Raw genomic sequence first — 24,816 nt, 5'->3', positions numbered from 1 at the left:
GTGTGCGATGTTTGAAAGAAGGTTCGACGAGAAGACAGTGGTATCGGCCATCCTGGGCGCCTGGCTCGGCTTCGGTGCCCTGGCCAGCTATTCGCTGTTCGTGGAGGGCAACGTCAATGTCTATGCCGAGAACGGCATCCTGGAAACCCTGCAGGCCGTCCTGCTGGCGCTGTCCTGCCTGATCTTTCTCGCCACGGCGACCTGGGAGAAGGGCACGGGACGCCTGGTGGTCCTGTTCTGTGCGCTGCTGTGCTATGGCTTCGTGCTGCGCGAAGTCGACGTCGAAACCCTGGATATCCCCGATCTGCTGATCCTGCTCGGCTCGGGTACCGGCCGCAATGCCTCGCTGGCGGTCGGGCTGATCCTGTTGTGCCTCGGCGCGCTGTTCGCCGGCTTTCGCGCGCAGTTGCGCCTTGGCCTGGACTTCGCCCGCTCGCGCGCCGGCCTGCTGCTGCTGAGCGGGCTGGGCTTCCTGCTGCTGGGCGATGTGTTCGAGAAACAGGTGCTGGGCAGCGTCCCGCACCATGTGTTCTTCGAGGAAATGTCCGAGCTGCTGGGTGATGTGATGATCCTGCTGTCCGCCGTCGCCTCGGGCGCCTTCCTGCAGCGCGGCGCGGCGACCGCCCTGCGGAAACCCGCATTGGCGGCCGAGTCGGCGCGCAGCTAACCGGCCTTCTTCAACGCCTCGATCAGCTCCGCCTTGCGCATTGTCGAACGACCACGAATGCCCTTGGCCCGCGCCTCTTCCATGAGTTGAGCGCGGGTCTTCTCGTCCCGGCCCGGAGTCGAGCTGGAGCGGGGCACGCCGCGCTTGGTGGCCACAGCCCGTCGGGCCGACTCCTCGCGATCATCGGCCTTGGCGGCGGCGCTCTTCTTGCGTCCCGAGCCGCCGGCCCGCTCACCGCCACCGGACTGCTTGTTGACCGTCGCCCAGGCACGGGCCTCAGCCTCATCCTCGGACACACCCTTGGCCTTGTAGCTGTCCTCGATGTGCTCGGCCTTGCGCTTCTGCTTGTCGGTGTACTTGTCTTTACTGCCACGAGGCATGGTAGTGGCTCCAGGTCACGAGAGGCGTTGGATCGTCCTCCAGAGCCCCTGGTTTTTCCGATCGGACAGGCGGAGCGGGAACGTCGGCCCGGATCGGCTTTCAGAAGGACGAGAACACCCGGATTCGCAGCGAGGAGCGCACCATGTCCCAGTCCGCCGACCAGCCCAGCGAAAGCGTGGAGGGCTTTCGCGCCCGCATCCTGGACAAGCTCAAGTACGCCACCGGCAAGGACATCACCACGGCCTGTGACCGCGACTGGTTCGAAGCGACCGCCCTGGCGGCGCGCGACCACATCGTCGACCGCTGGGAGGATGCGGCCCTGCAGATCGACCGCAGCGAGGAGAAGCGCGTCTATTACCTGTCGCTGGAATTCCTCATCGGTCGCCTGCTGGTGGACAACCTGAGCAACCTGGGTCTGCTGGAAACCGCCCGGGCGGCGTTGGGCGAGCTGGGGGTGGATTTCGAGCGGATCCGCGAGCTGGAACCCGACGCCGCACTGGGCAACGGCGGCCTGGGCCGGCTGGCCGCCTGCTTCATGGAAAGCATGGCCACCCTGGGCATGGCGGCCCACGGCTACGGCATCCGCTACGAACACGGCCTGTTCCGCCAGGTGCTGATTGACGGCTGGCAGCACGAGCACACGGAAACCTGGCTGGAGTTCGGCAATCCCTGGGAGTTCGAACGTCCTGAAGTCAGCTATACGGTGGGCTTCGGCGGCAGCGTGATCAGCACCGGCGAGAACGGCGACACGCGCCAGGAGTGGATTCCCAACGACACGGTCCGGGCGATCGCCTACGACACGCCGATCATCGGCTGGCGGCGCCACAGCGTAAACGCGCTGCGCCTGTGGCGCTCCCGCGCCGAACGCTACCTGCAGCTGGAACGCTTCAACGCCGGCGATCACCTGGGCGCGGTGGCCGAGGCGGTCAAGGCCGACAGTATTTCCCGCGTGCTGTATCCGGCCGACGTCACCGAAGCCGGCCAGGAACTGCGCCTGCGCCAGGAGTACTTCTTCGTGTCTGCCTCGCTGCAGGACCTGCTGGGCCGCCACCTGCGCCACTACCCGCTGGAACGCCTGCCGGACATGGTGGCCATCCAGCTCAACGACACCCATCCGGCCATCGCCGTCGCCGAGCTGATGCGCCTGCTGGTGGACGAACACGGCGTGCCCTGGTCCGACGCCTGGCGCCTGACCGTGGCGACCCTGGCCTATACCAACCACACGCTGCTGCCCGAGGCGCTGGAGTCCTGGCCGGTGTCGCTGATGGAGCGCCTGCTGCCGCGCCACATGCAAATCATCTACCTGATCAATGCCGAGCACATCGACGCGCTGCGCGCCCGCGATATCCATGATTTCGCGCTGCTGCGCGCCGTGTCGCTGATCGAGGAGGACCAGGGCCGGCGGGTGCGCATGGGCAACCTGGCATTTCTCGGCTGCCACAGCATCAACGGCGTGTCGGCGCTGCATACCGAACTGATGCGCGACACCGTGTTCCGCGAGCTGCATCGGCTGTACCCGGAGCGCATCAACAACAAGACCAACGGCGTGACCTTCCGCCGCTGGCTGTACCAGGCCAACCCGGCGCTGACCGACCTGCTCGTCCACAAGCTCGGCGCGTCGCTGCTGGACGCGCCGGACGTCAGGCTGCGGGACCTGGAGCCCTGTGCCGACAAGGCCGCCTTTCGCAAGCAGTTCATGGCCATGCGCCAGGGCAACAAGGAGGCTCTGGCACGCCTGGTGAAAAGCTGGATGGGCATCAGCCTGGACACCCGGGCGATCTTCGACGTGCAGGTCAAGCGCATCCACGAATACAAGCGCCAGTTGCTCAACCTGCTGCACTGCGTGGCGCTGTACCAGGCGATCCGCAACGACCCGACGGTGGACTGGGCGCCCCGGGTGAAGATCTTCGCCGGCAAGGCGGCGGCCAGCTATTACCAGGCCAAGCTGATCATCAAACTGGCCAACGACATCGCCCGTACCATCAACAACGACCCCACGCTGCATGGCCGGCTCAAGGTGGTGTTCCTGCCCAACTACAACGTCAGCCTGGCCGAGACCATCATCCCCGCCGCGGACCTGTCCGAGCAGATTTCCACCGCCGGCATGGAAGCCTCGGGCACCAGCAACATGAAGTTCGCCCTCAACGGGTCCCTGACCATCGGCACCCTGGACGGCGCCAATGTGGAAATGAGCGAGCAGATCGGCCGCGAGAACATGTTCATCTTCGGCCTCACCGCCGAGGAGGTGAACCTGCGCCGCCACGCCGGCGAGCTGGACATGACCAGCCTGATTGCCGGCTCGGAGCGTCTGCGCGAGGCCCTGGAAGCCATCCGCGGCGGGGTGTTCAGCCCCGATGAACCGCACCGTTACGCCGCCCTGGTGCAGGGGTTGCAGCATCAGGACACCTTCCTGGTCTGCGCCGATTTCGACGCCTACTGGGAGGCCCAGCAGCAGGTCGAGGACCGCTGGCGCGAACCGGACCGCTGGTGGCGCTCGGCGATCCTGAACTGCGCGCGGGCCGGCTGGTTTTCCTCGGACCGCACCATTCGCGAGTACGCCGCCGATATCTGGCGGGTAAATGCCAGCCCGCCGGGCAAGCCTGAGTGAGCCGACCGGCCGTCTTGTTACCGCAGGCCCCACACAGAGTGTCATTAGGAATAAAACGCTATAAAAATGCGTCGAACTAACGCGAAACCTCGTTTTCAGAGCTATGGGTGCTGCAAGGCGCCCGCATTAAATCCTGAAAACGAGGACATCGAAAATGGCTCAGCATCAAGGTGGTAAAGGCAACTTCGCTGAGGATCCTCAACGGGCCTCCGAAGCTGGCAAAAAGGGCGGCCAAGCCAGTGGCGGCAACTTCAAGAACGACCCGCAACGTGCCTCCGAAGCAGGCAAGAAGGGTGGACAGCAAAGCCATGGCGGCGGTCGCAGCGGCAGCAATAGCTGATTAGCGCCATGGGCGGAAGCCGGATGCTTCCGCCCTGGATGGCATGAACCCCACGGAAACGCCTTCCTTCCATTCATCCTCCAGCCGCAAAACCTCTCACCGCCTCGGCAGTCCAATATCAGGATCCGACCTTGAACAGAGGCCTGGCCCTGGAGGTTCGTCATGTGCTTGCGTTGCCTGCTTGTCGGTTGCCTGTGGATGCAGCCGATCCGTGTTCGCCTGGGCTCCGAAACCCTCCTGTGCCAGCGCTGCAGCCGCTGCGCAAGCAAGCGATACCGACCTGACGACGAACCATAAATGGAGGCATGGGCGGCCCTTGTCGAGACCCTGGCCAATGAGCTGAGCGACACCCACGACCTGGACCATGCGGTACGCATCGTGCTGCGCCTGGGACTGGCTGCGCTGTTCGGCGCGCTGCTGGGTTTCGAGCGTGAGCACCATGGCAAGGCGGCCGGGGTCCGCACCCACATGCTGGTGGCGGTGGGCAGTGCTCTGTTCGTCCTCGCACCCAGCCTGGGCGGCTCCGAGGACGACGCCATGAGTCGCGTCATTCAGGGTGTCGTCGCTGGTGTGGGCTTTCTCTGTGCCGGGACCATAATCAAGAGCGACAACGACCGCGACGTGAAGGGGCTGACCACCGCCGCCGGCGTATGGTTGACCGCCGCCATCGGCATCGCCACCGGCCTGGGGAGTGTCCTCATCGCCCTGCTGGGCACGTTGCTGGGCCTGTTCATCCTGAACATCGTGCCGCGCCTGGTCGATCGCTGCGAACGCCACAGGGACTAGCGACAACAGCGCGGCCCGGAGCGGGGAGGGTATCCGCAATGCCACGCTCAATCTGGAAAGGCGCGATCAGCTTCGGCCTGGTGCACATACCCGTCGGCCTGGTATCCGCCACCTCGAAACAGGGCGTCGACTTCGACTGGCTGGACAAGCGCAGCATGGACCCGGTGGGCTACAAGCGCATAAACAAGGTCACTGGCAAGGAAATCACCAGCGAAAACATCGTCAAGGGCGTGCAGTACGAGAAGGGTCGCTACGTGGTGCTCAGCGACGAGGAAATCCGCGCCGCGCACCCGGAAGCCACGCAGACCATCGACATCTTTTCGTTCGTTGAGCGCAGCGCCATTCCCCTGCAGAACATCGACACCCCGTACTACCTGAGCCCGGAACGGCGCGGCGAGAAGGTCTACGCGCTGCTGCGCGAAGCGCTGCGTCAGAGCGACAAGGTGGCCCTGGCCCGAGTGGTGCTGCACACCCGCCAGTACCTGACGGCGCTGATGCCCCTGGAGGACGCCCTGGTGCTGGTCAAGCTGCGCTGGCCGGCCGAGGTGCGCGGCCTGGCGACCCTGGAACTCGGCCCCACGGTGACCAAGCCCAACTTGGCCAAGAGCGAACTGGAGATGGCCAGGCGCCTGATCGAGGACATGGCTGGTGACTGGCAGCCCGAGGAATACCGCGACCAGTTCCAGGAGCAGATCATGGACCTGGTGGAAGAGAAGGCGCAGAAGGGCAAGATCCACGAAGTGGAAGCGGTGTCCGGCGAAGCCGAAACCCGGCGCAGCGCCGATGTCATCGACCTCACCGAACTGCTCAAGCGCAGCCTCAGCGCGCGGGGCGGCAGCGGGAAGGGCAAGGCCGCCGCCGAAGACGAGCAGGAGAAACCCGCGGCGCCGAAGCGGCGCACCCCTCGCAAGCAGGCCCGGTAAGCGCCCATGAATCGCAAGCTCGACGAGTACCGCCGCAAACGCGACTTCACCATTACCCGGGAACCGGACGAAGTGCCCCTGCGCAAGCCACGCCAGCGCAGCGCCCTGAGCTTCGTCATCCAGAAGCACGCAGCCCGGCGCCTGCACTACGACTTCCGCCTGGAGCTGGATGGCACTCTGAAGAGCTGGGCGGTGCCCAAGGGGCCCAGCCTCGATCCCCGCGACAAGCGCCTGGCCGTACATGTGGAAGACCATCCACTGGATTACGGCAGCTTCGAGGGCAACATTCCGGCCGGCCAGTACGGGGCAGGTGATGTGATCGTCTGGGACCGGGGCATCTGGCAGCCCCATGGCGATCCGCATGCCAGCTACCAGAGCGGCAAGCTCAAGTTCAGCCTGCAGGGCGAAAAACTCGCCGGCGACTGGACCCTGGTGCGCACCCATCTGCGCGGCAGCGGCGACAAGGAACAGTGGCTGCTGATCAAGGAACGCGACCAGCAGGCGCGCTCCGCTGACGACTACAACATCGTCGAGGCGCTGCCGGATAGCGTGCTCAGCGAAGCAAGCATTCCGGCCAAACCCAGCAGGCCGGCTAAATCCGCCAAGCCAAGCCCGGCACCGGGCAAGAAGAGCCCGGCACGTCCCGCCGCGCCGCTGCCCGACACGCTCAAACCCGCCCTGGCGACCCTGGTGGATCGCCCGCCGGCCGGGAACTGGCATTACGAGATCAAGTTCGACGGCTACCGCATTCTGGCGCGCAAGCAAGGCAGGGACGTGCGTCTATATACCCGCAACGGCCATGACTGGACTGAGCGCCTGCCGCAGCAGGCCAAGGCGCTGGCCGCGCTCGATTGCGGCGACAGCTGGCTGGACGGTGAAGTCGTGGTGCTCGGCGACAACGGTCTGCCGGACTTTCAGGCGCTGCAGAACGCCTTCGAGCGCAACGCACCTAAGGAGATCCTCTTCTACCTGTTCGACGCCCCGTTTCTGAACGGCGAAGACCTGCGCGAACAGCCCGTGGAAGCACGCCGAGCCGCCCTCAAGGCCGCGATGGAGAGTAACCGCAGCGCCGCATTGCGCTTCTCCGAAGATTTCAGCGCCGCGCCCCAGGACATCATCGAAAGCGCCTGCGCGCTGAAACTGGAGGGCATCATCGGCAAACGCGAAGGCAGCTCCTATGTTTCGCGGCGCACACCGGAGTGGATCAAGCTCAAGTGCCGACTGCGTCAGGAGTTCGTGATCATCGGCTTCAGCAAGCCCAAGGGCAGCCGCTCTGGCTTCGGCTCGCTGTTGCTCGGCGTGCACGAGAAGGGCGTGCTGCACTACGCCGGGCGCGTCGGTACCGGCTTCAACGAAGCCCGCCTGCGGGAACTGCATGCCCGTCTCAAGGAACGCGAGCGCCCGACGCCCCCCCTCGACGAGCCGCCGACCGGCGCCGACGCCCGCGACGTGCACTGGGTCGAGCCGGAGCTGGTGGCGGAAGTGGAGTTCGCCGAGTGGACCCGCGAAGGCGTGGTGCGCCAGGCCAGCTTCATTGCTCTGCGCAGCGACAAGCCTGCTGGGGAGATCGGCCATGAAACCCCGCAGCCGGCGGAAAGCCTGACCCCGCGTCCCGACGGGAAAGTCGTAGTGGCCGGCGTGCCAATCAGCAACCCGCAGCGGGTCATCGACCCGGAAAGCGGCGGCAAGAAGCAGGACCTGGCGCGCTTTTACGCCGATATCGCCGACTGGATCCTGCCGTTTCTCAATGACCGCCCGGTGTCACTGGTCCGTGCGCCGGACGGTGTGGAAGGCGAGCAGTTCTTTCAGAAGCACGCCGAACGCCTGTCCATTCCCAACATCCGCCACCTGGACCAGAGCCTGGACCCCGGTCACCCGCGCCTGATGGAAATCGACTCGCTCCAGGCGCTGATCGGCGCGGTGCAGATGGGCACCATCGAACTGCACACCTGGGGCGCCACCCATGACCGCATCGAAACCCCCGACCTGTTCGTGCTCGACCTGGACCCCGACCCCGCGCTGCCCTGGCGCAGCATGCAGGAAGCCGCCCAGCTGTGCCTGTCGGTGCTGGACGAGCTGGGACTGGACGCCTACCTGAAGACCAGCGGCGGCAAGGGCCTGCACATCATCGTGCCGCTGCAGCGCAAGGCCGGCTGGGACGAAGTGAAGGCGTTCAGCAAGGCCTTCGCTCGCTTCATGGCCCACCAGTTGCCGGACCGCTTCAGCGCCACCTCCGGCCCGAAGAACCGCATCGGCAAGATCTTCATCGACTACCTGCGCAACAATCGCGGCTCCAGCACCGTGTGTGCCTACTCGGTGCGGGCACGTCCCGGCCTGGCGGTGTCGGTGCCCATCGCCCGCGACGAACTGCACGATCTGCACGGCGCCGCCCAGTGGAACATCTTCAACCTGCGCGAGCGCCTGGATGCGCTCGTGGGCGATCCCTGGCAAGGCTACGAAAACCGCCAGACCCTCACCGCGAAGATGTGGAAACAGCTCGGCGCCAAACCGCCAACCTGAATCCCAGCGCAACCGCAACCGGCCACCGACCCCATCGAACCTGTAGGGCCGGCTTTACGCCGGCCAGCGGAGCTGAAATCCGGACATCTTGTCCGCCAGTAGGCCCTACATAAAACCCCGGCGGCCGGAACAGCACCGACCACCCTGCGCCATGCATCCCTGAACCCGAACCCCGTGCGTCCGGCCGAGTCGAGTGTCCAGACACACCTCACCGAAGGGGACTCGTCCAATGCCTGACCAGAAGCAAGCCCTACCGCCCCAGCACCAGGACCAGCGCCCCGGCTCCGAAGAGGAGATGACCCCCCAGCCCGTCTACCTGTCCGACAGCTACCGCCCGGCCGGCAAGCTCAAGGACCGGGTCGCCATCATCAGCGGCGCCGACAGCGGCATCGGCCGGGCGGTGGCGGTGCACTTCGCCCTGGAGGGCGCAAAGATCGTGCTGCTCTACCTGAGCGAGTACCAGGACGCCGAAGTCACCAAGGAGGAAATAAGGAAGAACGGCGGTGAGGTGATCGACTTCGCCGGCGACGTGGCGGGCGAAGACTTCTGCCGCACCGTGGTCGAGGCGACCCTCAGGCAGTGGGGGCGCATCGACATCCTGGTCAACAACGCCGGCGAACAGCACCCGCAGAAAAGCCTCGAGGACATCAGCCCGGAGCAGTGGGAGCGCACCTTCCGCACCAACACCTTCGGCATGTACCAGCTGACCCGCGCCGTGCTGCCGCACCTGAAGAGCGGGGCGACCATCATCAACACCACCTCGATCACCGCCTACAAGGGCAACCCGATCCTGCTGGACTATTCCTCCACCAAGGGCGCGATCACCGCCTTCACCCGCTCGCTGGCCATCAACCTAGCGCCGAAGGGCATCCGCGTGAACGGCGTGGCGCCGGGCCCGATCTGGACCCCGCTGATTCCCTCGACCTTCTCGGCAGAACAGGTGGCCACCTTCGGCACCGATACCCCGTTGGGCCGCGTTGGCCAGCCCGCCGAAGTGGCGCCGGCCTTCGTCTACCTGGCCAGCGACGATTCCTCCTACGTCTGCGGGCAGGTGATTCATGTGAACGGGGGGAGTGTGGTGAATGGCTGAGGGTGACGCTGCACGATTCAGCGGCGGCTGTTTGTGCGGCAAGGTCCGCCTCGTGGCCACAGGCCAACCATACCGGGTGGGCCTGTGCCACTGCCTGGACTGCCGTAAACACCACGGCGCGTTGTTCAGCGCCTCGGCGATCTTCCCGCAGGCCGCAGTCCGCATCGCAGGCGAAACCCGACACTACGCCGGGCGGGCCTTCTGCCCCCACTGCGGTTCCTCCGTGTTCGCCCGCACCGGCGACGAGATCGAGGTGCATCTCGGTGCGCTGGATGCACCCGATCAACTGATGCCGACCTACGAGAGCTGGGTGATCCGACGGGAACGCTGGTTGCCGGTGTTTCCGCTGGGTCGGCGATATGAGCGGGATCGGGAGGAGAAGGGGCGGTGTGAGGGGTAGCGGCGATACCTACACCCGCCCAACCCGCCCATTGATGGGCCAGCAAATCTCCCACTTCGCCTCGGCAGCGCCCCAGAGCTGCGCAATATCGCTGGCAAAGCGCTGCAACACGTCTTCCTTTCCTGCCTCGCGGGCACGGCGCACCGCCGACCAGGTCGAGAGATAGCCGAGGAACTGTTCCAGGTTCCAGTCGAGGCGGATCTGCAGCGCGGGTAATTCGACCGGCGCGAACGGGAAATCCAGCGTGGCATAACCGCTGTCCACCAGCTTTCGTTCCTCCGGCCAGTAGGAGCCAATTTCCTGCGCGTAGAACCTGTCGAAGCGGGCACCCAGCTCGCCTTCCAGATGCAGGGCGCCGTAGCTGATCAACGCCACGACGGCCTCGGGCACCGCGATGCGGCGCACTTCGGCGTAGAACGCCGGCAGGTCGAACCAGTGCGCGGCCTGGGCGGCCGTCACCAGGCTCGCGCAGTGGTCGGGCAGGGGCAGGGATTCGGCGGGCGCGCAGCAATAGGTCAGGTTCTCCCGCAAGGCGGCGTGGGCAATCTGCTCGGCGCTCGGGTCGAGGCCGGTTACGGAGGTGAAATGCTCGGCCAGTTGTCGGGTGAGCTGGCCGTTGCCGCAGCCGATATCCACTGCGAGGTGGGTGTTGGGGGGGATGGAGGCGAGGAAGGCGGCCAGCTCAGGGGGATATTCGGGGCGGAAGCGGGCGTAGGCTTGGCCGCCTTGGGTGAACCAGTTTTTCGATGATTCGGAGGTAGTCATCTGGCGTACCCGGGGGAAATCGGCTCGATGATCTGGCGGTGAGTCCGAAGGTAACATTGACCTTCTAATCGTGTCATTAGAAGCTGTTGCTGGGTGACGTATTGATTATTGCACCCGGTAATTTATGCCGCTCACGGGACGGCACGATATATCAGCTCTGTAAAGGAGTTTCAATGCACCTGGTAATGCTTGATACATGTGTGTGGCTTGATATTTCATCCAAGAAATCAGAGCTGCCGATTCTCTTAGCGCTTGAGCATCTAGTGGGGAATGGATCCATTAAAATACTTTTGCCCGACTTGATACGGGCCGAGTATGAAAGAAATAAGGATCGCGTAGTTGAAGCCACCCGCAAACGTTTGAGCAGCGAATTCAGAGTCGTAAAAAACGCAATTGAGTCATTCGGCGGCCCTGGAAAAGAAAAGGCACTTGCAGCGCTGGACGATGTTAACCACCGACTACCAATTCTGTCAGAGGCTACGGAAAGTATCGTTCACCGCGTCACTGATTTGTTCGCCTCATCGCTAATCGTTGCGGTTAGCGATGAGGCGAAAATAAAAGCAGCTGAGCGTGCGCTATCAAAGAAGGCCCCGTTTCAAAACCAAAAGAACAGCATTGCCGATGCAGTTATCATTGAATCATTCCAAGAGTATCGGCTGGCCAACCTCGGCCGATATGAAACATTTCGATTCGTCACCCACAACGTAAATGATTTTTCAGCGAAAGATCACCGCCTGCCTCATTCTGACTTTGCGGATATCTTCGAAGGCAACACCAGGTTCTACAACTCCACAAGCCAAGCTATAGCAGAATTTTTAGACTTGGATGAGTTTCACTATGAACATGATATGAGCTGGATTGATCAGACCCGCGGACTTCAAGAGATCTTGAATTCAATGGATGAGCTGGTCGATAAGATCTGGTACAACAGGCATATGTATCGGGCGTATCAGATCGAACAGGGAATCATCAAGTTAATTCCTGAAGGAGCAAAACGAGACCCTAACGAAATCCATCAGCATATATGGAACGGGGCTTTGGCTGCTGCTGAGAAAGTAAGAACCAAATACAAGGAAGTTGGTCCTTGGGATGACTTCGAGTGGGGCATGCTCAACGGGAAGCTATCCGCACTTCGCTGGGTACTGGGGGATGAGTGGGACATGCTTGATACTTGAGTCAGGAGGCTTTACGCGCCGAGCAACGACCCCTCAAAGCCCCGCCAGCCGGTTCACCCCGACGATCCGCTGGTTCCAGATCATCTCGTAATGTGCCGTCTGCTGAATCGCGGTGACCGGCCTAGGCGTCAACAGCGCCCAGCAATGGTTGCCGGGGGAACGCACCGAGAGGTAGCGCAGGCCGGGGCAGCCGCTGCGTTTCAGCGCGTGCCCCAATTGGCGGGCCTGGCTGTAGTCGTCCGAAGCGTAGAGGGGGTCGGAGAGCGGCACGGTGGTGGCGTCCTTCATGCCGGCGTCGTTGAAGCGACAGGTCAGGCCACGAAAGACGAAGCGCTCGTAATTGAGTCCCGGCACCTGCGACCAGTAGCGCTCCTGGTGGTAGCGCACCTCGGCGATGGCGGTGGTCAGGGTGTCGGCCAGGTAGAGCACGCCGAAGCTACCGTCGCTGAAGCGCGAGCCCTCGGGGTTCACGTGGGTGAAGGGCGCCGTCGCGTAGGAGCAGCCGGGGATGCCGAAGGGAATTTCCTCCCGAGCGATCAGCTCCAGGCGGCCAAGCTCGTTCTGCAGCCGGGGATTGGTCAGCGCCTGCAGCTGAAAAAGCGCGTCGAAGTCTTCGGCGTCGGCCACGTCGTCGAACAGGTGGATGGGCGGGAACTTGGAGTTGACCAGCCGGTAGGCCTGCAGCGGCTCGCCGGCGGCGCTGGCGAGGCTGGCGAGGCTCACCATTGCGCGCCGCGCAGGGCGTCGATGCGCCGGTAGGTTTCGTACAGGGAGATCATGTCGCCCTGGGCCATGATCTCCAGGGGCGCGCGGCCGTTGAAGAACGCGTTGTGGTTGGCCATCGCCGGGAAGCCATAGACGTTGTCGGGATTGTCGAACAGCAGGCGCAACGCGGCATGGATGTTCAGCACCATGCTGATGCGCTGCAACTGGTCGGTGTCCAGGCCGACGGTCCAGGCCGGGTCGCGCTGCCGGGCGCGGGTGTAGGTGCTGCGCGAGATGCGCAGGATGCGGCAGGCCTGCTCCGAGGACGCCTGCCATTTGTCCAGGATGTTCAGCGCCGCCCGCAGGCCGGTGACGCCTTGATCCTTCGAGAGATCGCGGGCGGGACGTGCGGTTGCGAGGGTGGCCATGCTGAACTCCATCATTGATTCCATAGGCGCAACTTTAGACTAACTGCGTCCATAGATCAAAAGCGAACGACCGGAGGGGAGGCCGGTCAACCCATGCAACTAGAGTTGATTGTTCGATCCTTTGGCATGGAGAACGGAAATGAACAGCAAGAACAGAATCTGCCTGTGGTATGACGGCACCGCCCTGGAAGCGGCAACGTTCTATGCGCAGACCTTTCCGGACAGCGCGGTGGGCGCGATCACCCACGCTCCGGGCGACTATCCCGCCGGCAAGCAGGGCGATGTGCTGCCTGTCGAGTTTACCGTCGCGGGCATCCCCTGCCTGGGGCTGAACGGCGGGCCGGCGTTCACCCACAGCGAGGCGTTCTCGTTTCAGATCGCCACCGACGACCAGGCCGAAACGGACCGCCTGTGGGACGCGATAGTGAACAACGGCGGCCAGGAAAGCGCCTGCGGCTGGTGCAAGGACAAGTGGGGACTGTCGTGGCAGATCACGCCGCGCGCCCTGACGGCCGCGATCGCCGATCCGGATCCCGCGGCCGCCAGGCGCGCCTTCGAGGCCATGATGGGCATGCACAAGATCGACATCGCGGCAATCGAGGCGGCGCGAGGCCGGACGACACCTTGAAGCGCCGCCCGGCCTCGCCCCCTTAGTACTCCACCTGCAGCTCGGCGCTGCTCGGCTCGGCCTGGCAGGCCAGCGCCCAGCCCTGGCGCACCTGCTGCTCGCTGAGCACCTGGTTGCTGCGCATGGTCACGCTACCGGACACCACCCGGCACTTGCAGGCGGCGCAGATGCCCGAACGGCAGGCGCTCGGCGGTTGCAGGCCCGCCTGCTCCATGGCGTCCAGCAGCACCTCGCCGCTAGCGACCTTCAGCTCGTGGCGCTTGCCGTCGAGTTCCACGCGCAAGCGACTGCTATGACCGCCTTGCGCCTTCGGGCCCGCAACGGCGCCAAAGCGCTCCAGATGGATGCGTGCGTCGACGACGCCCAGTTCCTCCAGCGCGGCGCGTGCCGTGTCCATGAATGCCTGGGGACCGCAGATGAAGCAGTCCGCGCCGCGCCAGTCGGCCAGCTGCGTGGCGATGGCCCGCGCATCCGGCAGCCCCTGGCTGGCATCGAACCAGGCGTGCAGCACCAGCCGCTGCGGATAGGCCCGCTGCAGTTCCGCCAGCTCCTCGGCGAAGATCACCGCGTCGACGTCCCGGTTGGCATGGAACAGGCACACCCGGCCGCTGCCCCGAGCCAAGGCCGCGCGCAGGATCGCCATCAGCGGGGTGATGCCGCTGCCGGCGCCGAGCAGCAGCAGATCCTCGTCCAGGCTGCGCGGCACGAACTGCCCGGCCGGCGGCAGCGACTCGAGCGTGTCGCCCGGTTCCAGATGGTCGAGCAACCAGTTCGCGGCCCGTCCCCCGGCGACACGCTTGACCGTGATGCGCAGCTCAGTGTCGTGCGACAACGAATAGCAGCGCAGCAGCGGCGGTTCGGCGCACGGCACCCTAAGCGTGAGGAACTGCCCCGGCTGCGCGGCGAAGCGCGCACGCTGCTCGGCCGGCGGCTGCAGGACGAACGAGCAGGCATCGGCCGTCTCGCTGTGCTGCGCGACGACCTGCAGGCGGGTGAAGTCGCTGGCCGGCGCGGGGCTCGGCACCGGTTTGATGCCGCGCAGCATCGGCCCCACGGACTTGCGGCGAAACAGCAGGACATAGGCGATGTGCAGGCCGATCAGCCACAGCCCCAGGTTGGCGAAGAACTCGTGGACCTCTTCGGCATCACCGAGCCAGCCGACGAAATTCAGGTCACTGGCGGCGCCGAACAGATCCGGCTGCACGCCGGGGAGGGCGGCCAGCACGTCGCCGTTGTCGACCATGCCCAGGCCGATCAGACTGGCCAGCGCGAAGCTCGCCAGGGCGCCGAAGGTCAGCCAGGTGCCGACTGCGGACGGCTTGCGGCGTTCGGCCTTCGGCGGAAGCAGCTTCGGAAAGCCGCGCAGGCGCAGCGGTGCGATCAGCAGGCGCGCCACCAGCAGCACGAGCAGCCCGTAGCCCAGCCAGATATGCAGCAGTTCGGCATCGTCGCCGCTCAGGTAGACGGCAATGAAAAATCCGGCCAGTAGCCAGTGGAACAGGCGAAAGCGATTGAAGGCAGCCACGGCGGCGATCCTCTACGAATGGATTGCCCCCTTGTAGGCCCATCACCTGAAGCGAAGCTGAACGCCCCGGCCAGACGCTGTTCAGCTTCGCTTCAGCTGGCGAGCCTAGGCTGCGCGCATCCCTTCCCGGAGAGCGCACCATGAAAGCCCACTGGATTGCCCTTGCCTGTTGTCTGAGCCTGCCGGCGCTGGCGGAAACCGAACACCCGCTGCTGCCGGGCTACGCCGCCCAGGCGCGCCAGCAGGATCCGGCCTTTGCCGGCTTTTCCGCCGAACGCGGCAAGACGCTGTACTACGCGGAAGAGCAACGCAACGGCAAGACCATGAGCTGTACCACCTGCCACACCGCCGATCCTCGGCAGACCGGCAAGACACCGGCCCATCGCACGGTCAAGCCACTGGCGCCGGTGGCCAATCCGGCACGCTTCACCGACCCGAAGAAGGTCGAGAAGTGGTTCCGCCGCAACTGCGACGATGTGTTCGCCCGCGAATGCACCGCCCAGGAAAAGGGCGATTTCATCACCTGGATCAACAGTCTGAAGTAGGAGCGCGCCCATGAACATCGCCCGCATCGCGGCCACCGCTGGACTGACACTGACCTTGGGGCTGGTCGGCTACAGCTTCGCCGATGACGATGATGGCCACGACCGGCGTTACAAGCGTCCCAAGCGCCTGGCGGTGCCAAGCGATGCGCCGCTGGTGTGGAAAGAGGAATGCGCCGCCTGCCACATGCTCTACGTACCGGGCCTGCTGCCGGCCGATGCCTGGCGTCAGCAGATGGCCACCCTCGACGACCACTACGGCAGCAACGCCACGCTGGAGCCGGAGCTGGAACAGCAGATCCTCGAGTTCCTGGTGCGCGCCTCGGCGGTCAACCGCTTGCCCGTCGAACCCTCATCCATCCCCGGCGAGCCGCCGCGCATCAGCCAGACGCGCTGGTTCGAGCACAAGCACGACGAGGTCAGCGAAGCCAAGTTCCGCCGCGAAGCGGTCGGCGGCCGCGCCAACTGCGTGGCCTGCCACCGCGATGCCGAACGCGGCGACTTCGATGACGATCGGGTGAAGATTCCGCGCTAAGAAGGGGCTCAACGCCCAAACCGCTCCAGTTGCATCTCGCGCAAACGGCTCAGCGTGCGCCGGAACGGAAAGGCCAGGTAGCCGCGCTCGTACAACTGCGCCATGTCCACCTCCGCCTCGATATACAGCGGCACGCCGCGGTCGTAGCACTCGTCCACCAGGGCGATGAAGCGCCGCACCGCGTTGTCGTTGCGGGCGAGGGCGGGGAGCTGGCGGTCGCCGGCCTGCACCTGTTCGCTGGCGTCCTCGGTGCCCCGGGCGATGCGGCCCTCGCGCTGCTCGCCGCCCAGCACGGGTACGTCACCGAGCAGGATGGCGGTGAAGCGATCACAAAGGGCGATGTAGTCCTGTGACGCCCACGGCGCTTCGCACAGGGCGTCAAAGCTGGCCCACAGCGTGGTTGCGCTTCGGGCAATGACCTCCAGGCTTCGTCCGTTGAGCTCCAGCGGCGCGTGTTCGACCAGCTTTCCGCCGGCCAGCGAGGCGAACAGCCCGGGCAGGGCGGACGCCTGCTCCGGCTGGCGCACCCAGTAACGCTGCACTTCGCGTCCCGGATGCAGGCGATGGTCCTGCCCACCGTCCAGGCCGAACACCTGCAGGTGCCGCTCGATGGCGTGAATCGCCGGCAGGAAACGCTCGCGGTTGAAGCCGTCGGCGTACAGCTGCGCGGGCGGCTGGTTGGAGGTGACCACCAGTACCACGCCGTTGGCGAACAGCTTCTGCAGCAGGCCGCCGAGCAGGATGGCGTCGCCGATGTCATTGACGAACAGCTCGTCGAAGCACAGCACGCGCACCTCGGCGGCCAGCTCGTCTGCCAGCCCCTGCAGCGGGTCGGCGGTGCCGGTCAGCTGGAACAGCCGGCGGTGCACCCAGCGCATGAAGTGGTGGAAATGCTGGCGGCGCGAAGGCAGCTGCAGGGATTGCTGGAAGCGGTCCATCAGCCAGGTCTTGCCGCGTCCCACCGGCCCCCACAGGTACACGCCGCCGACCGCCTCATCGGCATGCAGGGCTTGCAGGCAGTCATCCAGCAGTTCGACGGCCTGCCACTGGGCCGGGTCGGCGACGAAGCCCTGAGTGTCGATGGCGTGGCGGTACAGGGTGGCAAGCGGCGAGGACATGAACGGCATCCCGAAAACGAAAGGGGCGAGTATACGGGCCACTGCGACCGGCCGGTCAGCCTGAACTTTCCCACGGGTCACGGCTCGGTAATAGAACTCGGCCGAGGCCGGTGCATACCCCTGGTGGCAAGGAATCGACACGATGCTGGACAAGCCTTTCGCTGCATCCTGGCGCCTGAGTGGCCGGGTCGGCCTGCAGGAAGCCCTGACCCTGCCGCGTATCGCCATCGAGAGCGTCGAACCGGTCGTGGAGGGCGGTCGTTTCGCGGCCAAGGCCATCGTCGGCCAGCCGGTGACCGTCAGCGCGGTGATCTTCACCGATGGCCATGAGCTGATGGCCGCCGAGCTGTTGTGGCGACACGCAGAGCGCTCCGACTGGCACAGCCAGCCGATGACGCTGCTGGGCAACGATCACTGGCAGGCGCGCCTGCTGCCGAGCGAGACCGGCCGGCTGGTGTTCGCCATCGAGACCTGGTGGGACGACTACGGCACCTTCTGCAGCGAGCTGCAGAAGAAACATGCCGCCGGCCTGCAGCTGGATCTGGAAATCGAGGAGGGCCGTCGACACCTGCACGGCGCCATCAACCGCGCCAATGGCCAGGAGGCCGAGCAGTTGCGCCAGCTGCTCGAGCTGCTGGCGCAGACCGAGGAGCAGGACGCCCGGGTGGCGCTGCTGCTCGACGAGCAGACCCGCCAGGTGATGGACGATACCGGCGAGCGCGCCTTCCGCCTGCGCAGCCTCGACTACCCCCTGGAGGTGGAACGCCCGCTGGCGCAGTTCGCCAGCTGGTACGAGCTGTTCCCGCGCTCGGTGACCACGGACGCCAGCCGCCACGGCACCTTTCGCGACGTGATCGGGCGCCTGCCGGAAATCGTCGCCATGGGCTTCGACGTGGTGTATTTCCCGCCCATTCACCCCATCGGCCACACCCACCGCAAGGGACGCAACAACAGCCTGACGGCGGCGGCGGACGACCCCGGCAGCCCCTATGCCATCGGCAGCGAGGAAGGCGGTCACGACGCCATCCATCCCGAGCTGGGCACGCCGGAGGACTTCCGCGAGCTGGTGGCGGTGGCCCGCTCCCTGGGCCTGGAGGTGGCGCTGGACTTCGCCATCCAGTGCTCGCCGGACCACCCCTGGCTGCGCGAGCACCCCGAGTGGTTCAGTTGGCGCCCGGACGGCAGCCTGCGCTACGCGGAAAACCCGCCCAAGAAATACGAGGACATCGTCAACGTCGACTTCTATGCCGAAGGCGCCCAACCAGGGCTCTGGCAGGCGCTGCGCGACGTGGTGGCCTTCTGGGTGGAGCAGGGCGTGACGCTGTTCCGGGTCGACAACCCGCACACCAAGCCGCTGCCGTTCTGGGAATGGCTGATCGCCGATATCCGCAGTCATCACCCGGAGGTGATCTTCCTCTCCGAGGCCTTCACCCGTCCGGCGATGATGGCGCGCCTCGGCAAGCTGGGCTTCAGCCAGAGCTACACCTATTTCACCTGGCGCAACACCAAGCGCGAACTGAGCCAGTATTTCAGCGAGCTGAACGAGGCGCCCTGGCGCGACTGCTATCGGCCGAACTTCTTCGTCAACACGCCGGACATCAACCCGTTCTTCCTGCAGAGCGCCGGGCGCGCCGGCTTTCTGATCCGCGCCGCGCTGGCCACCATGGGTTCGGGGCTGTGGGGCATGTACTCCGGCTTCGAGCTGTGCGAGGGCGAGGCCATTCCCGGCAAGGAGGAATACCTGCACTCGGAAAAGTACGAGATCAAGCCGCGCAACTATCGCCAGCCCGGCCACATCGTGGCGGAAATCGCCCGGCTCAACCTGATCCGTCGCAACAACCCCGCGCTGCAGACCCACCTGGGCTTCACGCCCTACAACGTCTGGAACGACAACATCCTGTATTTCGGCAAGCGCAGCGAAGACCTGTCCAATTTCATCCTGGTGGCCATCAGCCTGGATCCGTACCACGCTCAGGAGGCGCATTTCGAGCTGCCGCTGTGGGAGTTCGACCTGCCCGACGAGGCCAGCCTGGACGGCGAGGACCTGATGAACGGCAAGCGCTGGACCTGGCACGGCAAGGTCCAGTGGATGCGCATCGAACCCTGGGTGCTGCCGTTCGGTATCTGGCGCATCCGCCCCCACGGAACCTGAGGGAGCAAGGCACATGGCGAAACGACCCCGGCCGCGCCCGGCGGCCTTCATCGACGACCCGCTCTGGTACAAGGACGCCGTCATCTATCAGGTGCACGTGAAGTCCTACCACGACGCCAACGGCGATGGCATCGGCGATTTCCAGGGGCTTCTCGAACGCCTGGACTACATCGCCAGCCTGGGTGTGAACACCATCTGGCTGCTGCCGTTCTTTCCCTCGCCGCGCCGCGACGACGGTTATGACATCTCCGACTACCGGGCCGTACACCCCGACTACGGCGACATGGCCACGGTGCGACGCTTCATCGACGAAGCCCACCGCCGGGGGCTGCGGGTGATCGCCGAGCTGGTCATCAACCACACCTCCGACCAGCACCCCTGGTTCCAGCGCGCCCGGCTGGCGCGCAAGGGCTCGCGCATGCGCGACTTCTACGTGTGGTCGGACACCAACCAGAAGTACCAGGGCACGCGGATCATCTTCCTGGACACGGAAACCTCCAACTGGACCTGGGACCCGGTGGCCAAGCAGTACTTCTGGCACCGCTTCTATTCCCACCAGCCGGACCTGAATTTCGACAACCCCATGGTGCTGCGCGGCGTGCTGAGCATCATGCGCTTCTGGCTGGACCTGGGCATCGACGGCCTGCGCCTGGACGCCATCCCCTACCTGATCGAGCGCGACGGCACCAACAACGAGAACCTGCCGGAAACCCACGAGGTGTTGAAGAAGATCCGCGCCGAGATCGAGGCCAACTACCCGGACCGCATGCTGCTGGCCGAAGCCAACCAGTGGCCGGAGGACACCCGGCCGTACTTCGGCGACGGCGACGAATGCCACATGGCCTTCCATTTCCCGCTGATGCCGCGCATGTACATGGCCATTGCCCAGGAGGATCGCTACCCAATCACCGACATCCTGCGCCAGACCCCGGAGATTCCCGACAGCTGCCAGTGGGCGATCTTCCTGCGCAACCACGATGAACTGACCCTGGAGATGGTCACCGACCACGAGCGTGACTACCTGTGGAACGTCTATGCCGCCGACCGCCGTGCCCGGCTCAACCTGGGCATCCGCCGGCGACTGGCGCCGCTGGTGGAGCGCGACCGCCGGCGCATCGAGTTGCTGCACAGCCTGCTGTTCTCCATGCCCGGCACGCCGACGCTGTATTACGGCGACGAGATCGGCATGGGCGACAACATCTACCTGGGCGACCGCGACGGCGTGCGCACCCCCATGCAGTGGAGCAGCGACCGCAACGGCGGCTTCTCGCGCGCCGATCCGGCCAGCCTGGTGCTGCCGCCGATCATGGACCCGCTGTATGGCTACCAGAGCGTCAACGTGGAAGCCCAGCTGCGCGACCCGCACTCGCTGCTCAACTGGACGCGGCGCATGCTGGCGGTGCGCAAGCAGCAGAAGGCCTTCGGACGCGGCGAGCTGAAGATGCTGGCGCCGAGCAACCGGCGCGTCCTCGCCTACCTGCGCGAATACACCGGCGTCGATGGCAAGCACGAGATCATCCTCTGCGTGGCCAACCTGTCCCGCGCCGCCCAGGCCGCCGAGCTGGAGCTGTCCGCCTTCGATGGCAAGGTACCGGTGGAAATGCTCGGCGGCGCCGCCTTCCCGCCGATTGGCGAGCTGCCCTACCTGCTGACGCTGCCACCTTACGGCTTCTACTGGTTCCTGCTGGCCGAGGCCACGCAGATGCCCAGCTGGCACCAGCCAGCGCTGGAACGCATGCCGGAGCTGATGACCCTGGTGATCAAGCGCGACCTGCAGGAGCTGCTCGAACCGCCGCTACGCGAAACGCTGGAGAACGACATCCTGCCGACCTACCTGGCCAAGCGCCGCTGGTTCGGCGGCAACCTGCGGGGCCGCCTGCATCTGCTCTATCTGCTGCCGCTGGTCAGCGAGTCCTATGCGCTCTGCGAACTGGAGGTGCTGGGCAACGACGGCCCCGCCCACTACCAGCTGCCGCTGGCCTTCCTCAGCGACGCGCAAGCGGGCGCCAGCCTGGCTCAGCGTCTGGCCTTGGGCCGCCTGCGCCGCCGTCAGCGGGCCGGCCTGCTCACCGACGCCGTGAGCCTGCCCGGCTTTACCCGCGAGGTGCTGCAGGCCCTGCGCACGCAGCGTGAAATGGACTGGCGTTACAGCCGGCTGCGCTTCCACGGCACCGCGCAGCTGGCGGAGCTGGCGATCATCGAGGACGAGCCCATCGAACCGATGAGTGCCGAGCAGTCCAACAGCTCGGTGCTCATCGGCGATCGCATGGTGCTCAAGGTGATCCGCCGCATCCGTCCCGGCATCCATCCGGAGGCCGAGATGGGCGGCTACCTCACCGAGCAGGGCTTTTCCCATATCGCTCCGCTGCTGGGCGAGGTGCAGCGCATCGATGCCGAAGGCACCCCGCACACCCTGATGCTGCTGCAGGGCTATCTGGACAGCCAGGGCGACGCCTGGAGCTGGACGGAGAACAACCTGGAGCGCGCCATCCGCGACGAGCTGGCCGGCGGCCTGTCCAGCCAGGAGAACCAGTTCGGCGCGCTGGAGGAGCTGTCCGCCTTCGCCCATATGCTGGGCCGGCGCCTGGGCGAAATGCACCAGGTGCTGGCGCGCCCCTCGAGCAATCCCGCATTCGGCGCCAGCGCCTCCGACAGCGCCCTGTGCAACGCCTGGGCGGCGGACATCGCCGAACAGTTACGCGAGGCGCTGCGCCTGTTGGACAGCCAGCGCACGCAGCTGCCGGCCGAGGTACGCACCGAGGCCGCCTGGCTGAGCGGGCAGGGCGACGCGCTGGAGGCATTGGTGCGGCGTCTCGCCAGGAAGGTGGCCGGCGGACTGGTGATGCGCGTGCACGGTGACCTGCACCTGGGGCAGGTGCTGGTGGTGGGCGGCGACGCCTACCTGATCGACTTCGAGGGCGAACCGGAGCGCAGCCTGGAGGAGCGCCGCGCCAAGCACAGCCCCTACAAGGATGTCACCGGCGTGCTGCGCTCCTTCGATTACGCAGCCGCCCTGGCCATGCGCAACGCCCAGGGCAGCGACAGTTCCGAGGAAGCCGCCAGGGCCCGCCGCGCCATCGCCGGCAGCTACCTGCAACAGTCGCGCACGGCGTTCCTGGCCGCCTATCGCCGGGCGGCCGCCGACCTGGCGCACGCCTGGAAGGAAGAGGGCGGCGAAGAGGCAGCGCTGACCTTGTTCAGCATCGAAAAAGCTGCCTACGAACTTCGCTATGAGGCGCGTTACCGGCCAGACTGGCTGGAAGTCCCGCTGCACGGATTGGTCGATCTGTGCAGCCCGCTGCTGGAGAAACCGCACCCATGAACGACCTGGCCCCCGCCGCTCAGCGAGCCACCGAACGTGCCGCCATCGAGGCCCTGGAGCAGGGCGAGCACGGCAATCCGTTTGCCTTCCTGGGCCCGCATCGCGACGGCGAGGGCGCCCTCATCCGCGCCTGGCTACCCGGCGCGCAGCGTGTCGAGCTGCTGACCGCACCCGCTGGTGAGCTGCTGGGCGAGATGACCCAGCCTCACCCGGGGCTGTTCTGCCTGCGCATCGAGCCGCCCTGCGACTACCGCTACCGCATCCACTGGCCGGAGAGCGTGCAGGAAACCGAGGACCCCTACGGCTTCGGCCCGCTGCTCGGCGATCTGGACATCTACCTGTTCAGCGAAGGCAATCACCGCCAGCTCGGCGAGGTGTTCGGCGCCCAGCTGGCCCGCCATCAGGATGTCGACGGCGTGCGTTTCGCCGTCTGGGCGCCCAACGCGCGGCGGGTATCGGTGGTCGGCAACTTCAATGCCTGGGACGGCCGCCGCCACCCGATGCGCCTGCGACATCCGGCCGGAGTCTGGGAGCTGTTCATTCCCCGCCTCGGCGTGGGGGAGGTCTACAAGTACGAGATCCTCGGCCAGGAGGGCCTGCTGCCGCTCAAGGCCGACCCGCTGGCGCGCACCAGCGAATCGCCGCCGGCCACCGGCTCGGTGGTCGCCGCGCCGCTGGATTTCCCCTGGGGCGATGCCGACTGGCTGGAACAGCGCCCGCAGCGCCAGGCCCATGACCAGCCGCTGGCCATCTATGAAGTGCACGTCGGCTCCTGGCGCCGCCATGGCGAGCGGGACGGACGGCAACTGAGCTGGGCGGAACTCAGCGAACAGCTGATTCCCTATGTGCTGGACCTGGGCTTCACCCACATCGAGCTGCTGCCGATCATGGAGCATCCGTTCGGCGGCTCCTGGGGCTACCAGCCGCTGGGCCTGTTTGCCCCCACCGCCCGCCACGGCAGCCCGGCGGACTTCGCCGCCTTCGTGGACGCCTGCCACCGCGCCGGACTGGGGGTGATCCTCGACTGGGTACCGGCACATTTCCCCACCGACCCCCATGGGCTGGGGCGCTTCGACGGCACCGCGCTGTACGAGTACGCCCACCCGTTCGAGGGCTTCCACCGCGACTGGGACACCTACATCTACAACCTCGGGCGCACCGAGGTGCACGGCTTCATGCTCGCCTCGGCGCTGCACTGGCTGCGCACCTTCCATATCGACGGGCTGCGCGTGGACGCCGTGGCCTCGATGCTCTACCGGGACTATTCGCGCGAAGCCGGCGAGTGGATTCCCAACCGCCACGGTGGCCGCGAGAACCTGGAGGCCATCGACTTTCTCTGCCACCTCAACGACGTGGTGAACCTGGAGGTGCCCGGCGCGCTGGTGATCGCCGAGGAATCCACCGCCTGGCCGGGGGTCAGCCGACCGACCCGTGAAGGCGGGCTGGGCTTCGCCTACAAGTGGAACATGGGCTGGATGCACGACAGCTTGGGCTATATCGCCGAGGACCCGGTCCATCGCGGCCATCACCACGACGAGCTGACCTTCGGGCTGCTCTACGCCTTCTCCGAGCAGTTCATCCTGCCCATCTCCCACGACGAGGTGGTGCACGGCAAGCGCTCGCTGCTGGACAAGATGCCCGGCGACCGCTGGCAGCAGTTCGCCAACCTGCGACTGTTCTACAGCTTCATGTGGACCCATCCGGGCAAGAAGCTGCTGTTCATGGGCTGCGAGTTCGGCCAGTGGCGCGAATGGGACCACGACCAGGAACTGGACTGGTATCTGCTGCGCTACGGCGACCACGTCGGCGTGCAGAGCCTGGTGCGCACCCTCAACCAGCTGCACCGGGAAGAACCGGCGCTGCACCGCCTGGACGGCAACAGCGCTGGGTTTCGCTGGGTGATCGGCGACGATCACAGCAACAGCGTGTACGCCTGGCTGCGCCATGACCGCGACGGCGCAACCCTGCTGGTGGTGCACAACTTCACCCCGGTGCCGCGCAACGCCTACCGCATCGGCGTGCCGCTGCCCGGCCGCTGGACAGTGCTGCTCAACAGCGACGACGAGCTGTACGCCGGCTCTGGCGCCGGCAGCCAGGGCGAACTGCAGAGCGAGGAGCAGGCCAGCCATGGCGAAGCCCATTCGCTGATCCTCGACCTGCCGCCGCTGGGCAGCCTGGTTCTCAAGCCGGCTGAGAACTAGCGCCG

22 protein-coding genes are annotated in these 24,816 nt (G+C 65.8%); 16 read left to right on the top strand and 6 right to left on the bottom strand.

Going from position 1 to position 24,816, the window contains the following annotated elements; translation table 11 throughout:
* The first annotated feature begins 7 nt into the window (after positions 1 to 7).
* Entirely contained in the window at positions 8 to 667 is a 660-nt protein-coding gene (locus VL129_RS15570) for a hypothetical protein (RefSeq protein WP_325414284.1), read from the top strand.
* On the opposite strand, the gene VL129_RS15565 is transcribed toward VL129_RS15570, so the two are convergent.
* Positions 664 to 1,047 carry a Rho termination factor N-terminal domain-containing protein gene (locus tag VL129_RS15565; RefSeq protein ID WP_325414282.1) on the bottom strand — a complete coding sequence of 128 codons (384 nt, stop codon included), beginning with the start codon at positions 1,045 to 1,047 and terminating at the stop codon, positions 664 to 666. The two genes, VL129_RS15570 and VL129_RS15565, sit on opposite strands and share 4 nt — an antisense overlap.
* A gap of 143 nt (positions 1,048 to 1,190) precedes the next feature.
* On the opposite strand from VL129_RS15565, the gene VL129_RS15560 reads away from it, so the two are divergent.
* The 8 genes from VL129_RS15560 to VL129_RS15525 all read left to right on the top strand — a co-directional run bounded on the left by VL129_RS15560 (position 1,191) and on the right by VL129_RS15525 (position 9,715).
* A complete protein-coding gene (locus VL129_RS15560; protein ID WP_325414280.1) occupies positions 1,191 to 3,656 on the top strand; it encodes a glycogen/starch/alpha-glucan phosphorylase in 2,466 nt (821 codons plus the stop codon).
* 154 nt (positions 3,657 to 3,810) lie between these two features.
* Positions 3,811 to 3,996 (top strand): con-10 family general stress protein, encoded by a 186-nt coding sequence (locus VL129_RS15555; RefSeq protein ID WP_325414278.1) that lies wholly within the window; start codon positions 3,811 to 3,813, stop codon positions 3,994 to 3,996.
* 162 nt (positions 3,997 to 4,158) lie between these two features.
* On the top strand, positions 4,159 to 4,293 hold the full coding sequence (locus VL129_RS15550) for a PSPA7_2676 family Cys-rich small protein (RefSeq protein WP_325414276.1): 135 nt from the start codon (positions 4,159 to 4,161) through the stop codon (positions 4,291 to 4,293).
* On the top strand, positions 4,294 to 4,782 hold the full coding sequence (locus VL129_RS15545; RefSeq protein ID WP_325414275.1) for an MgtC/SapB family protein: 489 nt from the start codon (positions 4,294 to 4,296) through the stop codon (positions 4,780 to 4,782).
* Between the two features lie 38 nt (positions 4,783 to 4,820).
* Positions 4,821 to 5,705 (top strand): non-homologous end joining protein Ku, encoded by an 885-nt coding sequence (gene ku, locus VL129_RS15540; RefSeq protein ID WP_325414274.1) that lies wholly within the window; start codon positions 4,821 to 4,823, stop codon positions 5,703 to 5,705.
* A gap of 6 nt (positions 5,706 to 5,711) precedes the next feature.
* Positions 5,712 to 8,225: a DNA ligase D gene (gene ligD / locus VL129_RS15535; protein ID WP_325414273.1), complete on the top strand. Its 2,514-nt coding sequence runs from the start codon at positions 5,712 to 5,714 to the stop codon at positions 8,223 to 8,225.
* A 229-nt stretch (positions 8,226 to 8,454) separates the two neighbouring features.
* The gene (locus VL129_RS15530) at positions 8,455 to 9,315 is read left to right on the top strand and encodes a glucose 1-dehydrogenase (RefSeq protein WP_325414272.1); all 861 of its coding nucleotides are present in this window, start codon (positions 8,455 to 8,457) and stop codon (positions 9,313 to 9,315) included.
* On the top strand, positions 9,308 to 9,715 hold the full coding sequence (locus VL129_RS15525; protein ID WP_027590318.1) for a GFA family protein: 408 nt from the start codon (positions 9,308 to 9,310) through the stop codon (positions 9,713 to 9,715). Before VL129_RS15530 ends, VL129_RS15525 begins: the two co-directional genes overlap by 8 nt.
* 9 nt (positions 9,716 to 9,724) lie before the next feature.
* Here VL129_RS15525 and VL129_RS15520 read toward each other — a convergent pair whose 3' ends face one another.
* A complete protein-coding gene (locus VL129_RS15520) occupies positions 9,725 to 10,480 on the bottom strand; it encodes a class I SAM-dependent methyltransferase (protein ID WP_325414271.1) in 756 nt (251 codons plus the stop codon).
* Between the two features lie 173 nt (positions 10,481 to 10,653).
* Here VL129_RS15520 and VL129_RS15515 point away from each other — a divergent pair, with 173 nt between their 5' ends.
* Positions 10,654 to 11,655: a PIN domain-containing protein gene (locus VL129_RS15515; RefSeq protein WP_325414270.1), complete on the top strand. Its 1,002-nt coding sequence runs from the start codon at positions 10,654 to 10,656 to the stop codon at positions 11,653 to 11,655.
* 33 nt (positions 11,656 to 11,688) lie between these two features.
* On the opposite strand, the gene VL129_RS15510 is transcribed toward VL129_RS15515, so the two are convergent.
* Together VL129_RS15510 and VL129_RS15505 are read right to left on the bottom strand one after the other, a co-directional pair.
* Positions 11,689 to 12,381, bottom strand: coding sequence for an RES family NAD+ phosphorylase (locus tag VL129_RS15510; RefSeq protein WP_325414268.1), 693 nt, complete (start codon positions 12,379 to 12,381; stop codon positions 11,689 to 11,691).
* A complete protein-coding gene (locus tag VL129_RS15505) occupies positions 12,375 to 12,788 on the bottom strand; it encodes an antitoxin Xre-like helix-turn-helix domain-containing protein (RefSeq protein WP_325414266.1) in 414 nt (137 codons plus the stop codon). Before VL129_RS15505 ends, VL129_RS15510 begins: the two co-directional genes overlap by 7 nt.
* A gap of 139 nt (positions 12,789 to 12,927) precedes the next feature.
* On the opposite strand from VL129_RS15505, the gene VL129_RS15500 reads away from it, so the two are divergent.
* Positions 12,928 to 13,416: a VOC family protein gene (locus VL129_RS15500; protein WP_325414265.1), complete on the top strand. Its 489-nt coding sequence runs from the start codon at positions 12,928 to 12,930 to the stop codon at positions 13,414 to 13,416.
* Positions 13,417 to 13,438: 22 nt separating this feature from the next.
* Here VL129_RS15500 and VL129_RS15495 read toward each other — a convergent pair whose 3' ends face one another.
* Complete coding sequence (locus VL129_RS15495) at positions 13,439 to 14,941, bottom strand: 2Fe-2S iron-sulfur cluster-binding protein (RefSeq protein WP_325414263.1); 1,503 nt, start codon at positions 14,939 to 14,941, stop codon at positions 13,439 to 13,441.
* 140 nt (positions 14,942 to 15,081) lie between these two features.
* Between VL129_RS15495 and VL129_RS15490 the strand changes: the two genes are divergently transcribed.
* Positions 15,082 to 15,486, top strand: a complete 405-nt coding sequence (locus tag VL129_RS15490) for a DUF1924 domain-containing protein (protein WP_325414261.1) — start codon at positions 15,082 to 15,084, stop codon at positions 15,484 to 15,486.
* 10 nt (positions 15,487 to 15,496) lie between these two features.
* Positions 15,497 to 16,018 carry a hypothetical protein gene (locus VL129_RS15485; protein ID WP_325414259.1) on the top strand — a complete coding sequence of 174 codons (522 nt, stop codon included), beginning with the start codon at positions 15,497 to 15,499 and terminating at the stop codon, positions 16,016 to 16,018.
* An 8-nt stretch (positions 16,019 to 16,026) separates the two neighbouring features.
* Here the strand turns inward: VL129_RS15485 and zapE are convergent, their stop codons facing one another.
* Positions 16,027 to 17,145, bottom strand: a complete 1,119-nt coding sequence (zapE, locus tag VL129_RS15480; RefSeq protein WP_325414257.1) for a cell division protein ZapE — start codon at positions 17,143 to 17,145, stop codon at positions 16,027 to 16,029.
* 133 nt (positions 17,146 to 17,278) lie between these two features.
* On the opposite strand from zapE, the gene VL129_RS15475 reads away from it, so the two are divergent.
* From VL129_RS15475 to glgB, 3 genes are read left to right on the top strand one after another with little or no spacing between them, the layout of a single operon-like run.
* On the top strand, positions 17,279 to 19,288 hold the full coding sequence (locus VL129_RS15475; protein WP_325414255.1) for an alpha-1,4-glucan--maltose-1-phosphate maltosyltransferase: 2,010 nt from the start codon (positions 17,279 to 17,281) through the stop codon (positions 19,286 to 19,288).
* A 13-nt stretch (positions 19,289 to 19,301) separates the two neighbouring features.
* Positions 19,302 to 22,610: a maltose alpha-D-glucosyltransferase gene (gene treS, locus VL129_RS15470; protein WP_325414253.1), complete on the top strand. Its 3,309-nt coding sequence runs from the start codon at positions 19,302 to 19,304 to the stop codon at positions 22,608 to 22,610.
* Positions 22,607 to 24,811: a 1,4-alpha-glucan branching protein GlgB gene (glgB, locus tag VL129_RS15465; protein WP_325414251.1), complete on the top strand. Its 2,205-nt coding sequence runs from the start codon at positions 22,607 to 22,609 to the stop codon at positions 24,809 to 24,811. Before treS ends, glgB begins: the two co-directional genes overlap by 4 nt.
* Positions 24,812 to 24,816 lie beyond the last annotated feature (5 nt).

The sequence above is a fragment of the Pseudomonas sp. genome (assembly GCF_035497915.1).
Lineage (GTDB): Bacteria > Pseudomonadota > Gammaproteobacteria > Pseudomonadales > Pseudomonadaceae > Serpens.
This window is presented reverse-complemented; position numbering and strand designations above follow the sequence as displayed.